The following is a 12,882-nucleotide window of genomic DNA, read 5'->3' on the forward strand; positions in this document are numbered from 1 at the left end:
CCCTTGGGCAGTCACAAGAATATTTGCGCACAGCGGATCGCGCCCGAGCCGAACGGGGCGCGGCTTCGCGCCGGAGCGATCCGGCGCCGAGAAGCCAGTCGAGCACGGCTCAATGCGCTGGCGCGGAGTTCGAAGCGCCGAGCCGGACGCGGCGCAAACACCAGGCGAGCGGGATGATCGTCGCTGCGACGAGCGTCAGGGCGTGGAAAACATCGATATAGGCAAGATGGGACGCCTGCGTTTGCACCTGCCGCCGCGCCTCCGACGCCGTTCCGCCGAGCGCGAGAAAATGTTCAGTGGCGCGCCGCAACGCCTCCTGAAACTAGATATTGGATGGAATCGAAGCGCTGATCTGCGCGTGCTGCGCAGCGATTTGCGCCTCGAGATTCTTCGCGGTCGCTTGCGTCGCGGCGAGTTGAGCCTTCGCATCAGCGTGCGCAATGCGATAGTCGCGCTGATCAATGCGCGCGATGACATCGCCGGCGAGTTGTCGGCCGTCTCGAGACGTAAGGTATATTCCCAGCAAATAAACCCGCCGACTGCGCTCAAATGGCGCCGTTCTCGTCTCGGTCATTGCGCAACCCCGCGCAAGCCATCGCTACGCCGCGCCGGCTCCGAATGGCTACAGCCTGCCGATGAGCGCCATCACGAGCACGATTGCGAGCAGGGCGCCGACAATGCCGCCGGGGCCATATCCCCATTGAGAGCTATAGGGCCAAGTCGGCAGGGCGCCGATAAGCAACAACAGCAGAACGACGATGAGGACGGTCGAGAGCATGGCTGAACTCCGCTTGTCCGCGCGCGCCACTTGCGCGACAGTTTCAAAGCGCAACTCTCACGCTCGAATAATGTTCCTCGCGAGCTCTGGGCGCGGACAACGGCGCAACGGCCGGGCTTGCTTTCAGTTGCGCTGGGCCTAGGTTTTCACCGAGAGGCGGCCGCTGCCAGCGGTAGCCCTACACGGAACGGCTCGCGACCTCGGATGTAAAGGCGCGAGCCGTTTTCTTTGAAGCGTTTTCCGCTTAGCGCATAGGCGCTCCCGCAGGCGCAATATTCAGCCGCGGGTCGTCTTTCGGATCGTAATAGTCGATCTGCCAAGGACCGGTTGCATTGATCTGGAGCACTGAGTCCTCGTCGACGAAAACATAATGCAGCACGCCGGCAGGCATTGAAATGAAGCTTCCCGCCGGTAGTTTTTCGACCGTGGCGCGGTCGGCCGCCTGCCCTCGACCGAAACTGAATGCGCCGGAGATGATCGTCACAAGTTCCACCTTTGGATGCGTATGCGGCGGAAGCCGGTAGCCTTTCGGCGCTTTGATCCTGACGACGAAGTCGCCTTCTCGGCTTGGATCCCCGTACAGCACCGCCATTTCGGCGCCGCCCGGCAGCGAGCTCGGCGCCAGCTCCCATTTCATGTTCTGCGGAAGAAATACGCGATGCGCTTCGACTGCGCCGCCCTGGGCCACTCCGCCGCAGGCGAGGACGCCAGCGACGAGGATCGCTATTCTTGCTTTCATGAGTCCCTCCCACCGCCGCGATCTGCCTTCCCGCACGACGCTAGGCCGCGTCGGCTCCGCGGCGCCTTCAGGGCGAGAGATATAGGGCGAGAGCGACTGCGCTCATCCCTTCACGGCCGGAAAAAGCGTAGAATTGAGAAGAGGTCACGTTGTCGCCAGGGACGGGCTAACCCCACCAGAAGATCGCCGCGATAATGACGTAAAGACCAACAAGCGCCGCCCCGTCGACCATGTCTGCGCGGCCGTCGACGGTGACCACAGTGACCACCAGCACTGAAAGAAACAGGGCCGCCGCAAGAATCGGCGGAATGGCGAGCGTGAACGTCGCCGCGCCGCCCATCGCAAAGCTGACGAGCACCAGAATCGGAATAAGCGCGACGGCGACCTGAAGCGCCGAGTTCAGAATAACGCTGACCGCGAGATCGGCCTTGCCCTGAGCCGCGAGCCGAATTCCAACGACGTTTTCGACGGCGTTGCCGGCGATGGCGACGATCACGAGGCCCGAGAAGGCTTCGCTGACGCCCAGCGTTTCGATCGCTGGACCGAGCGCGTCGACAAACCAGTCGGAGACGAAGGCGGCGGCGCCGCCGCACGCCGCGAGAACGCCGATCGCGACGCCGAGCGACCATGCATGCGCGCGCGCATGGGTCTCAGCCGGCAGCGCGCGCTGCCCCTGACTGAGCATCGCATGGGTGAGCACAACAAAAACGAAAAGAAGCACGACCGCGCAGACGACGGCGAGTTCCTGCTCATGCGCGCCGCTCGGCAGATGCAGCTCCTGAGCGAGCGTCGGCAACACCAGCGCCGACACCGCCAGCAGAAGCAGCGTCGCGATCATTCGCGGGGTCTGACTTTCGAAGTGAAGGACGCCGACCCTCCACCCGCCGCTGATAAAAGCGAGGCCCAGGACAAGAAGCGCGTTCGACAGAATGGAGCCGATCAGCGAAGCCTGCACGACGGTCAGCAGCCCGGCCCGGAGCGCGAAGATGCAGACGAACAGTTCTGGGAGATTGCCGACCGCCGACTGAACAATGCCCGTCGCCGCCGGCGAGAGGTGATTGCCAAGCTGATCGGTGGCTTCGCCAATCACATGCGCGACGCTCGCCAGGGCCAATGCCGAGGCGATGAAGTTTACGATGGGTCCGGCTTCGGTGAAATGCAGAGCCGCGGCGACTCCCACAAGTCCGGCCGCTGGAGCCATCGTCGCGAGGACTTTCCGGTTGGCGGCTGCGCTCATTTGCTTTCCTTTATTCGGCGACGCGCGCCACAGTCGATCGACGCCTTGCGCGGACGCCGGAGCGTGACTGCAATCTCAATGAATCTGAAGACGCGCTGGGCCGGTCAATCCATCTGTCTCGGCTCTCGACCGAGACGCTTCTCCAGGTCGACGATGCGTCTTGTGGTCTGCAAAACCGAGTCGGGATTGAGGCTGATCGAGTCGATTCCCAAGCGCACGAGGAACTCAGCGATTTCAGGATAATCCGAGGGCGCCTGGCCGCAGATCCCGCAGTGTCGTCCGTTTCGCTTCGCGCCCTCGACCGCCAATCGAATGATCTCCTTGACGCCTTCATCGCGTTCGTCGAAGTCGAAGGCGACGATTTCGGAGTCGCGGTCGACGCCAAGAGTCAGTTGCGTCAGATCGTTCGAGCCGATCGAAAAACCGTCGAAATGTTTGGAGAATTGATCGATAAGCATGACGTTGTTTGGAATTTCGCACATGACGTAGATCTCGAGCCCGTTCTTGCCGCGTTCGAGACCGAGCTCGCGCATCAGCGAGATGACCTTTTCCGCTTCTTCAATCCGGCGGCAGAAGGGAATCATCAGCTTGATGTTGGTCAGACCCATCTCGTCGCGCACGCGGGTCATCGCGGCGCATTCGAGCGCAAAACCTTCCCGGTAAGCAGGGTGCGCATAGCGCGACGCGCCGCGAAAGCCAATCATGGGATTGGCTTCCTGCGTTTCGAAAACCTCTCCACCGAGCAATGAGGCATATTCATTGCTCTTGAAGTCGGACATGCGCACGACGACAGGCTTTGGATAAAACGCCGCTGCGATCGTGCCGACGCCTTCGGACAAGCGCTTCACGAAGAATTCGCTGGGGCTTACATAATTGGCGGTCAGTCGCGCAATTTCGGCGCGTTCACGCGCTCCGAGCCGCTCCGGGTGAACGAGCGCCATCGGATGCGCCTTGATCGAATCCGCAATGATGAACTCCATGCGCGCAAGGCCGACGCCGTCGTTCGGCAGTGCGGCAAGGCCGAAGGCGATATCGGGATTGCCGACGTTCATCATCACATGCGTGGCGGGTGTCGTCAGAGTTGAAAGATTGACGCTCTCCACCTCGAAGGCGATGGGTCCGTCGTAGACCTTTCCGACGTCGCCCTCGGCGCAGCTTACCGAGATCATGTCGCCGGTGCGAATGAGCCGCGTCGCCGCGTCCGTGCCGACGATTGCCGGAATGCCAAGTTCGCGCGCGACGATCGCCGCATGGCATGTGCGACCGCCGCGGTTCGTCACGATGGCGGCGGCCGATTTCATCACCGTGCCCCAGTCTGGCGACGTCGTATCGGCGACGAGGATCTCGCCAGGTACGAATGTTGAAAGCTCACTGGCGCGCTCGATCACGCGCGCCTTGCCGCTGGCGATCTTTGCGCCCACTGCGCGTCCTTCGACTTTCACCGCGCCGTGCTTCGTCACCTTGTAGATTTCAGCGATGTTCCGGTCGCGGCGGGACGCGACGGTTTCCGGGCGGGCCTGAACGATGTAGAGCTGGCCGTCGAGACCATCCTTGGCCCATTCGATGTCCATGGGGCGGCGCGCGTCGGCTTTGGCGCTATAGTGGTCCTCGATCTCAATCGCCTGGCCGGCGAGCGTCAGCGCCTCTTCGTCGGAGATGCAGAATTTCTCTCTTTCCTTGGCGTCGGTGGGGATATTGCGCGTCGTCGTCCGGCCCCGGTCCGAAAAGACCATCCTGATTTTTTTTGCCCCCAGCGCGCGCTTCAAAATAGCGCGCTTGCCCTGCCGATAGGTGGGCTTGAAGACGTAGAATTCGTCCGGGTCGACGGCGCCCTGCACCACGTTTTCGCCGAGGCCGTAGGCGCCGGTGAGGAAGACAACGTCCTCGAATCCGCTTTCGGTGTCGATCGTGAAGACGACGCCGGACGCCGCCAAATCCGAGCGCACCATTTTCATCACGCCGACGGAGTTGAACACTTTGAAGTGATCGAATCCGTTGTCGATGCGATAGCGGATGGCGCGGTCGGTGAACAGGCTCGCAAAGCAATGACGGATCGCGTCGAGAACGGCGGCGGGGCCGCGCACATTGAGATAGGTGTCATGTTGTCCGGCGAAACTTGCGCTCGGCAAATCTTCCGCTGTCGCCGACGAGCGCACGGCGACCGTCAAATCGGCTCCGTATTCGTCGGTGAGGCGGGCTAGGGCGCTGCGAATTTCGGCTTCGACATCCGGAGGCGTCGGCGCGCCATAAACGATGTCGCGGGCGCGCGCGGCGCGCTTGGCGAGATCATCGACGTCAGACGGGTTCAATCCGTCGAGCGCCTCTCTAAGCGCGGTCCAGACGCCCGCTGCATCGAGCGTATAGCGATAGGCTTCGGCGGTGACGGCGAAGCCATTGGGCACCAGGATGCCCTTGGCCGTCAGCTCCCGGTACATTTCGCCAAGCGAGGCGTTCTTGCCGCCCACCAGCGGCACGTCGGCGATGTCCACCTCGTTGAAAAAACGAATAAACTGCCCGGAGGCCGAATGCGCCGGCTTTGTCTCTTTGGAGTTGGTGGAGTCGGCCATTTTATTCATGACGAGCTCTTTTGGTAAGGGAGCGAGCGTGAGGTCCTGGGGCTATTGCGCCATAATTATTACAGCTGCGCGGTGATATTGAGCGCTTACACAGAATTTGTGTGAACAAGGCACGTTTTCAGTCGCATCGGCGCTCTTATTAGCTTAAGCATTGGTCCCTGGAGGCCGATCTGTCCTAGGAAAAACGCTTACCCTGCTGGTTATGGTTAAAACTTGACCTAATGGTCGAGATTTGGCCGGATTCTGGGCCATAATAGGAATCTGACTGGACGGCTGGCCCAACCCAGTTCGTGCGAAGGCGGGAGGCGCAAATGGATTCGCTGGATCTGGATCAGGTGATGGACGAAATCATCCCGAGAGGGGACAACAGGCCGCTGGCGCCGCCGGCGCCAAACTTTCCTGTCCGTCAGCGGCTGCGCGCCACTGACGACGCTACGGCGGCGCTGGACCTCGTGTCCCAGGCCGCCGCGGCGATCAAGGAGCTCGAAAAGCAGTCCGCTCAGGCGGTGGCGCGCGCGCATAGCGCCGCCAATGCGGTGAGAGAGAAGCTGGAGCGCGCCGAAGATCGCGGCGATCGCGCCGAAGCCGCGTTGCGCAAATCGGAGTCGGAAGCCGCCGAACTCTCCGCGGCCCTCATTCAGACGCGGAAAGATCTCGATGGGGTGCAGTCGCAGCTCGCGGCGAGGCAGGCCGAACTGGCGGCGATGGAGCAGCGGGCGGTCGCGGCGGAGAAGCGCGCCAGTGAGGCCGACGCCTCCGTTCAAAGGATCGTCGAGGCGATTCGGACGCAGCTTCCGGTCAAGGTCGCCGAACAAGCGAAGCCTGCGGCCTGAAATCCCAGAAGCCGTCCAAGGCCGCGCGCGGCGCAAGCTGATCCGGCCCGAGGCCTGACGCGCTTCGCGCAAGGGGCCGAGCAAATCGGCGCGACGAACGGTGGTTTTTGATGAAGCCGCAGGCGGGACTGCGGCTTTTCATTCGACCATGGCCCCGCGTCACGCGTGGCGCCATTCCTTTAAACATTTGACTTGCCTCATGTCTCCGGAATGCGCGCCTTTGGCGCGACGCTTCCCTCTCTCCATTCCTGCGATCCGCGGCTCCATCACAGGTCCCCGCCAGCGCTGCTTTGAGCCGAGTTGGGAACAAAGTGGACTTCCGCCGGATTTCCCCTTCGGCGCTCGGCTCGAGCTGAAGTGCAGCTGACGCTAGCCCCATTCAGGGCGCCGGCCCCAGATCGGCTGAGGGAATCGTCTCATGAAGCGCAGTCCAAGCATCTTCCTGGTGGCTTTCGCGGCGTTTAGCTTTGGCGCTGTTGCGCTCGGCGAAAATATACCCGCAACGAAGCAACAGGCGCGGGAAGCCAGCCAGAACCAGCGCGCGTGGATCAAGGTCTCTTCGGCGCAGAGTCTTTTAAATCAGGAGCTCCTCAGTAGAGACGGCCGGCGCGTCGGCCGCGTCGAAGCAGTGATGCTTAACTTCGCGAGCGGAGACGCTGTCTTCGCGATCGCGTCGCCGGAGGGCGATGGACGCGAGAGCGCGGAGCGCATGCTGATTCCGTTTGGCGCGCTTGCGCTCCGATTCTGGTCACAAGGACCCATTCAGATTGAACACGCCTACGATAGGATCGTTCACGACAGTCCGCGTGTAACTGTCGACCGACTGAAAGATTGGATGAATCGCGATCGTGTCGCTGAGAGCTACCGCCGATACGGCGTTCCGACACCTTATGGCTATGTTGTGCCTCCGGACCCGAACCGCGAACGCCTTCCGGATCGCTATCTCCTCGTTAGGCCTGACCGCGTTCCTGGTTCCCTTTCCAAGAAGCAGCAAGCCGATCGAACGCTCGCCGATGAACTGCGTGGAGCGAAGGTCCGCAAGCAGGACGGCGAAATTGTCGGCGAAGTCGAATATGTGATGCTCGATCTTGAGAACGGCAGGGTCGCATTTGTGCTCGTGTCCGAGGGAAACACTTGGATTCCCATCCCGCTTCAGGCGTTGGCATGGTCTTCAGACAAGGGCCTGACGGTGCAAGGCGCTACGTCGCCGGACGCGTTCCAGCCCGCGAGCAAGACCGGCCTGCCGACGCGGGTTCAGCGTTCCGAACTCGAAGCGCTCTATAAGCGATTCGATCTGCGTCCCTATCAAGAGCAAAGCCGACTGAACTGATCTTGCTCAGCAGGCGGACTTCATCGCAGCGTCTGGCAGGGGGCGATAAAGAAAGCAGCAAGGCTCGACCACGCCACGCCGGCGCTCGACAGCAAGATCAGCAGCAACGTCGCATACATTTGAAATTCCGCTGACAGGGCGGCGTCGCCGTCGCTCTCGACCACATAGCGACGCCAGCGGCGCGCCGCGCGCGCGAGGAAAACAAGAAGCGCGAGCGCGACGCCGCCCGCCACGATCACAGTCGCCCGTATGATTTGCGGCTCGCTGGACCAGCCGAGCACGCACATCAGCGTGTGCCCGCCATAGACAAAAAGGAAATGCAGGCCCCAGACGATGGGGCCGGCGAGCAGAAAGGCGATAATCGTCGTCAGAGACCAGCGAGGATGCTCAGCCTTGCTTGCACGCGACATCGTCTACTCCAGCATTCTCGGAAAGCCATAAATGAGCAGAAATCCGAGGAACCCTTGCGCGGCCGTGTAGTACGCCAGCAGCGCCGCGCTTTCGAATGATACGCGTCGCTGCGCATCGAGCTTCCCCGTGAAGAGACGCGCCAAGGCGAATCCCGTCATCACCGCGACAGTCGCCACGAGCTGACCTGTCAAGACAATCTCCAAATACACCATGGCGCCATAGGCGTTTTCCCCCGGCCGCAGGCCGGATCGCCATTGCGCATAGCCCTCTATCCCGACGCCGGCGATGAGGCACAAGGCGCCTGTGATCATCAGAAGCGCCGCCGAAAGGCTGATCGAACCGGGTTTGGGAAGCGCACGGTCGGCCATCCTGAACGCAAGAATGCTGAGAAGCATCAGCGACGCGCCGCTCGCCGCCCAGCGCAGGTCCGGAAGCGGCGACGCGCCAACGACGGGCCAGACTTGCGGGCTGACAGTCCAAAGATAGAGGTAGGAGAAGACGAAGGTGATGTAGAGCGATCCGGCGACGAGAATAAGCACGATCATCGCCCACCAGGCGTGCGACGAGGGTCCGGACATATAGGTGGGCAGACTGATCCCGCCGCCGATCTCCACCCGTCCGCGCGGCGGCGGGTCGAGCTGCCAGCACCAGACGAGCGTGGCGAAAACGGCCAAAGCGCCGCAGACGAGCGCGATCGCAACGGCCTTCACCGTCAGCAGCAGAAAGAACGCGGCCGTGAAGACCGCGGAGAACATATGCGCCCAGCCGGGTCCCGGCATTTCAAGGAGATATTCCGGTCGGGCCTCGATGGGCGAGGTGACGATCGTCTCGCGCCGCCCGGTTGCGGCGTTCGGCAGATAATATGCCCCCGCCGCGACGTCCTCGGCGAGATTAGGCTGATCCCATAGAGGGTAGCGACTCGTCACGATCGGAACGCTGCGCATCGAATAGAGATCGCTCGGCAGCCACTCCAGCGTTCCGGCGTCCCAGGGATTGGTCTGCGTTCTCTGCGTCTCCCAGTCGCGTCGGAAGCGCACGAAAAGATCGACGACGAACACGAGCACGCCCAGCGCGAGAATGAAGGCGCCGATGGTCGATATCATATTGAGCGTGTCCCAGCCCATGGCGCGGGGGTAGGTCCAAACCCGTCGCGGCATGCCGAGCAGGCCGGAGACGTGCATGGGGAAAAAGGCGACGTTGAAGCCCACGAACATCAGCCAGAATACGTAGCGTCCGAGGCGCTCCGAAAGCCGGTTCAGGCTGATCATCGGATCCCAGTAATAGAAGGTCGCAAAGAGCGGAAACACCATGCCGCCGACGAGCACGTAATGAAAATGCGCGACGACGAAATAGCTGTCATGCGCCTGGAGATCGAACGGGACGACCGCAACCATCACGCCCGTTAGGCCGCCGATGGCGAAGATGAAAAGAAATCCGAGGATGAACAGCGACGGCGTGGAGAGACTGAATCGATCGCGCGCCGAGGCGATGGTCGCGATCCATGAGAAGACTTGAATGCCGGAGGGAACCGCGACCGCCATGCTCGCGGCCGAAAAGAAACCGAGGCTCAGCGCCGGAATGCCGGTGCTGAACATGTGATGCACCCACAGGCCGAAGCTGAAGAAGCCTGTCGCGATCAGCGCGACGACGATCAGCCGGTAGCCGATCAGCGGCCGTTGCGCCATCGTCGGCACGATCATCGAGACGAGACCGGCCGCCGGCAGAAAGATGATGTAGACCTCGGGATGCCCGAAAAACCAGAAGAGGTGCTGCCACAGCAACGGATCGCCGCTCTGGGCCGCATTGAAGAAGGGCCAGCCGAAGGACCGCTCGATCTCGAGCATCATCGTCGCGAGGATCACGGCGGGGAAGGCGAAGACGATCATCGCCGCAAAGACCAGCATCGACCAGCCAAAGAGCGGCATCTTGTCGAGCGTCATCCCCGGCGGCCGCGTGCGCAGCATCCCGACGATGATTTCAATCGCGCCGGCGATCGCGGATATTTCGATGAAGCCGATGCCGAGCAGCCAGAAATCGGCGTTATCTCCAGGCGAAAATTTGGTCAGCGTCAGCGGCGGATACATGAACCAGCCGCCGCTCGGCGAAAGGCCGTAGAAAATCGTCGAGAAGAACACGAGGCCGCCAATCACATAGGCCCAGACGGCGAAGGCGCTGAGCCTTGGGAAGGGCAGGTCGCGCGCGGCCAGCATCTGCGGCAGCAAAATGACGCCGAGCGCCTCCATCACAGGCACGGCGAAGAGGAACATCATCGTCGTGCCGTGCACGGTGAAAATCTGATTGTAGAGATCCTGGCCGATGAAACGATTGTCGCCGTGCGAAAGCTGGACGCGCATGATCAGCGCCAGCACGCCCGCGAGCAGAAAGAACAGAAAGGCCGCGCCGATATAGATGACGCCGACGAGACTGTTGTTGATCTCGCTGATTTTTCGCCACCCTGGCGGATAAGCCCAGACACGCTCAAGTTCTTCAAGTTCGCCTGGCGGCCGCGGCGTTTCGTTTGGAAGGCGCTTCGGGTCGCTTTGGCGTTCAGGCATCGAGGCGGCGCCCTAGGCGCCGTCCGGAAGATCGGACCGCGCGCCCAAGCGATCATCCTCCAAAGCAAGTAGCCACCGGGATGCGATCCAAACGCCGGAGAGGACATAGCTTGCCGGGCAGGCCGCCAGCATCAGCAGACCGGCAAGGCGCTGATCCGCCAGCATCATCTCTGTGGTCGCTCCCCAACTCGCAGCGCTTGTGTCGAGAACCCGCGGCGCGAACACAAGAAGCACGCCGAGAAGGCAGGCAAGCTTGCCGGTGATCGCCAGAGCGGCGACGCCGCGCCAGCGCGCGACGCCTGTATCGCCGAGAATCGCCAGCCAAAAAAGCAACGCCGCCGCGAGCAATGAGGCGTGCATCGAAAAATGCGCAGCCGGATGCGACTCCGTGTAAGCGGCAGCGCCCGGCGCATGCCACGCATAGAGCAGGGCAAGCTGCGCCGCGGTGATAATCGCCAAGGCGCGACCGCTCGCAAGGACCGGAGTCGACGCAAACCTTATTGACAGCACAGCCAAAAAAGGCGCGAGCGCGCTCATAAGTATAATGTGCGTCGCCATGTGCGACGCGCGAGGTCCGAGGCCTGGGCCCGCGTAAGCGACAAGCCCGACCGCGCAAGCGACGACGATCGCGACGGCGATCTTCGCTCGCGAATCTGAGACGGCCTGGGCGCCGGGAGCGCCGTTCGCCATCGCAAGAATTGCGATTTTAGTTCTGCTCATGCGGCGTCGCGATCGAATTTCCTGCGCATACCGATCCATATTGGCCAAAGCTCGCGCCAGTCCAGAGCGTTTGGCGGCATTGAAACGCGCTCTGCGTCGACTAGTGTAAGAGCGAGTAGAGCAAAGGCTTCGACGTGGACAAATTTCAGATAATTCCCCATCTCGCGGCGCTGGCGGGCGCCTATGCGCTCGCGTTGCCGATCGGCTGGGATCGAGAGCGACAGGAGCGCAGCGCAGGGCTCCGTACGTTTCCGCTCGTCGCTCTTGCCTCCTGCGGCTTTGTCCAGGCGGCTGAGCAGTACATGGCGAATTCGCCTGACAGCATGGCGAGAATCATCCAAGGCGTCATCACAGGAATAGGATTCATCGGCGGCGGCGCCATTCTCAAGCAAGGCGCGGCGGTTAAGGGGACGGCGACCGCGGCGAGTCTGTGGGCCACAGGCGCGACAGGAGCTGCAGTCGGTCTCGGCAGCTATGACGTTGCGGTTGCGGTCGCGCTGTTCACTTTTTTGACGCTCAGGGCGATCACGCCGATCGAGAACAGCGGGCTGGTCGACGAAAATTCCAGCGGTAAGCACGATCAGAGTTCATAGCCTTCTCAGCTGCGCCGCAGTTTTTTCCAACGCAGAAAGCGCAGACACGAGAGCCGCGCACAAACCGGCCTGCAGCCAACAAGGAACATCGCCCGCGTCTCGGGGTTCTATCGCCTGACGAAACCGGATGGGGTCATGGAGTTTCAGTTGGACGCAGCCTGGGAGCGGCTTCAGAACATTTGGCAGGGGTTCGTCGCATTTCTGCCGAACCTCGCCTTCGGACTCTTGGTCTATTTCGTCGTTTACCTGTTCGCCCTGGGCGTCGGACGCGGCGTCGCAAGGGTCGCGACCCGTTCGGGACAGCCTCGACACATCGTCAAGATTTTCTCCAGGCTGGGTCGCGGCGCCGTTAACCTGATCGGCGCGATCATCGCCCTGTCCGTCATTCTTCCTTCGCTCGACGCCGCTTCCGTGTTCGGCGCCCTCGGCATTGGCAGCGTGGCCATCGGTTTCGCGGCGAAGGACATATTCCAGAATCTGCTCGCCGGCATTCTCTTGCTGGTGACGCGGCCATTCCATATCGGCGACCAGATCGTCAGCGGCCCGCATGAGGGCACGGTTGAGGACATTCAGATCCGCGCAACCCTGCTGCGCACATATGACAGTCGCCGCGTCGTAATTCCGAATAGCGAGCTCTATACGAACCGCGTCGTGGTCAATACCGCTTATGAGGCGCGCCGCATTCATCTCATGATCTCGATCGGGGTCAGCGACGACGTCGCCAAGGCCAGCGCGGTGATTCTTGCCGAAATCGCCAAAATCGAACGGGTGCTGCCGGAGCCGAAGCCGGCCGTGCTCTTTCAAGGCCTTGGCGATTTCGGCGTCAATCTGGAGGTCCGCTACTGGATCCAGCCGACGATCATGCGCGAGGTCGTCGAATCGACCGACGAAGTCTATCGCGCCATTGCGCCCGCTTTGACGGCGGCCGGCATCGACATGCCATTCCCGACTTATCAGATCCTCTTCCATGATCAGACTGAGGAAACCGACGGCGAGCGCGGACGACAGCGCGAAGGCTGGCCGGCTCCCAAAGAGGCGCCGGCGCCGCGCAAGCAAAGACGCGAGCAGGTGGCGTTTCACAGTGGCTAGGCGCGTCCTTTGTCAGCCGCT

General features: G+C 62.0%; 13 protein-coding genes. 4 read left to right on the forward strand and 9 right to left on the reverse strand.

All coding sequences use genetic code 11. The features are described from left to right. Positions 1-109 precede the first annotated feature (109 nt). From ACR65W_RS14825 to ppsA, 6 genes are all read right to left on the reverse strand, one after another. Entirely contained in the window at positions 110-310 is a 201-nt protein-coding gene (locus tag ACR65W_RS14825; RefSeq protein ID WP_434500480.1) for a hypothetical protein, read from the reverse strand. Between the two features lie 12 nt (positions 311-322). Then, positions 323-574 carry a hypothetical protein gene (locus ACR65W_RS14830; protein ID WP_434500481.1) on the reverse strand — a complete coding sequence of 84 codons (252 nt, stop codon included), beginning with the start codon at positions 572-574 and terminating at the stop codon, positions 323-325. A 48-nt stretch (positions 575-622) separates the two neighbouring features. Continuing rightward, positions 623-778: a DUF3309 family protein gene (locus tag ACR65W_RS14835; protein WP_123177669.1), complete on the reverse strand. Its 156-nt coding sequence runs from the start codon at positions 776-778 to the stop codon at positions 623-625. A 244-nt stretch (positions 779-1,022) separates the two neighbouring features. Further along, the gene (locus ACR65W_RS14840) at positions 1,023-1,517 is read right to left on the reverse strand and encodes a cupin domain-containing protein (protein ID WP_434500482.1); all 495 of its coding nucleotides are present in this window, start codon (positions 1,515-1,517) and stop codon (positions 1,023-1,025) included. A gap of 166 nt (positions 1,518-1,683) precedes the next feature. Then, positions 1,684-2,754: a sodium:proton exchanger gene (locus tag ACR65W_RS14845; RefSeq protein ID WP_434500483.1), complete on the reverse strand. Its 1,071-nt coding sequence runs from the start codon at positions 2,752-2,754 to the stop codon at positions 1,684-1,686. A 104-nt stretch (positions 2,755-2,858) separates the two neighbouring features. Next, complete coding sequence (gene ppsA / locus ACR65W_RS14850) at positions 2,859-5,321, reverse strand: phosphoenolpyruvate synthase (RefSeq protein ID WP_434500499.1); 2,463 nt, start codon at positions 5,319-5,321, stop codon at positions 2,859-2,861. Between the two features lie 320 nt (positions 5,322-5,641). Here ppsA and ACR65W_RS14855 point away from each other — a divergent pair, with 320 nt between their 5' ends. Together ACR65W_RS14855 and ACR65W_RS14860 are read left to right on the forward strand one after the other, a co-directional pair. Continuing rightward, positions 5,642-6,163, forward strand: a complete 522-nt coding sequence (locus tag ACR65W_RS14855) for an ABC transporter permease (protein WP_434500484.1) — start codon at positions 5,642-5,644, stop codon at positions 6,161-6,163. Between the two features lie 418 nt (positions 6,164-6,581). After that, a complete protein-coding gene (locus ACR65W_RS14860) occupies positions 6,582-7,493 on the forward strand; it encodes a PRC-barrel domain-containing protein (protein WP_434500485.1) in 912 nt (303 codons plus the stop codon). Between the two features lie 20 nt (positions 7,494-7,513). Here the strand turns inward: ACR65W_RS14860 and ACR65W_RS14865 are convergent, their stop codons facing one another. Genes ACR65W_RS14865 through ACR65W_RS14875 form a run of 3 tightly spaced genes read right to left on the reverse strand, consistent with a single transcriptional unit; the run spans position 7,514 to position 11,179 of the window. Further along, positions 7,514-7,903 carry a hypothetical protein gene (locus tag ACR65W_RS14865; protein WP_434500486.1) on the reverse strand — a complete coding sequence of 130 codons (390 nt, stop codon included), beginning with the start codon at positions 7,901-7,903 and terminating at the stop codon, positions 7,514-7,516. Positions 7,904-7,906: 3 nt separating this feature from the next. Then, positions 7,907-10,459 carry a cbb3-type cytochrome c oxidase subunit I gene (locus tag ACR65W_RS14870; RefSeq protein WP_434500487.1) on the reverse strand — a complete coding sequence of 851 codons (2,553 nt, stop codon included), beginning with the start codon at positions 10,457-10,459 and terminating at the stop codon, positions 7,907-7,909. A gap of 12 nt (positions 10,460-10,471) precedes the next feature. Next, complete coding sequence (locus ACR65W_RS14875) at positions 10,472-11,179, reverse strand: cytochrome c oxidase assembly protein (protein ID WP_434500488.1); 708 nt, start codon at positions 11,177-11,179, stop codon at positions 10,472-10,474. A gap of 134 nt (positions 11,180-11,313) precedes the next feature. Here ACR65W_RS14875 and ACR65W_RS14880 point away from each other — a divergent pair, with 134 nt between their 5' ends. Further along, positions 11,314-11,772, forward strand: coding sequence for an MgtC/SapB family protein (locus ACR65W_RS14880; protein WP_434500489.1), 459 nt, complete (start codon positions 11,314-11,316; stop codon positions 11,770-11,772). A gap of 135 nt (positions 11,773-11,907) precedes the next feature. After that, a complete protein-coding gene (locus tag ACR65W_RS14885; RefSeq protein WP_434500490.1) occupies positions 11,908-12,861 on the forward strand; it encodes a mechanosensitive ion channel family protein in 954 nt (317 codons plus the stop codon). Positions 12,862-12,882: the final 21 nt, after the last annotated feature.

The organism is Methylocystis sp. (assembly GCF_051062815.1).
Classification (GTDB): Bacteria; Pseudomonadota; Alphaproteobacteria; order Rhizobiales; family Beijerinckiaceae; genus Methylocystis.

Coding starts and splice junctions, on each gene's coding strand:
- ACR65W_RS14855 (WP_434500484.1), top strand. CDS start 5,642: ATGGATTCGCTGGATCTGGATCAGGTGATGGACGAAATCATCCCGAGA.
- ACR65W_RS14875 (WP_434500488.1), bottom strand. CDS start 11,179: ATGAGCAGAACTAAAATCGCAATTCTTGCGATGGCGAACGGCGCTCCC.
- ACR65W_RS14885 (WP_434500490.1), top strand. CDS start 11,908: ATGGAGTTTCAGTTGGACGCAGCCTGGGAGCGGCTTCAGAACATTTGG.
- ppsA (WP_434500499.1), bottom strand. CDS start 5,321: ATGGCCGACTCCACCAACTCCAAAGAGACAAAGCCGGCGCATTCGGCC.
- ACR65W_RS14840 (WP_434500482.1), bottom strand. CDS start 1,517: ATGAAAGCAAGAATAGCGATCCTCGTCGCTGGCGTCCTCGCCTGCGGC.
- ACR65W_RS14870 (WP_434500487.1), bottom strand. CDS start 10,459: ATGCCTGAACGCCAAAGCGACCCGAAGCGCCTTCCAAACGAAACGCCG.
- ACR65W_RS14860 (WP_434500485.1), top strand. CDS start 6,582: ATGAAGCGCAGTCCAAGCATCTTCCTGGTGGCTTTCGCGGCGTTTAGC.
- ACR65W_RS14865 (WP_434500486.1), bottom strand. CDS start 7,903: ATGTCGCGTGCAAGCAAGGCTGAGCATCCTCGCTGGTCTCTGACGACG.
- ACR65W_RS14845 (WP_434500483.1), bottom strand. CDS start 2,754: ATGAGCGCAGCCGCCAACCGGAAAGTCCTCGCGACGATGGCTCCAGCG.
- ACR65W_RS14830 (WP_434500481.1), bottom strand. CDS start 574: ATGACCGAGACGAGAACGGCGCCATTTGAGCGCAGTCGGCGGGTTTAT.
- ACR65W_RS14835 (WP_123177669.1), bottom strand. CDS start 778: ATGCTCTCGACCGTCCTCATCGTCGTTCTGCTGTTGTTGCTTATCGGC.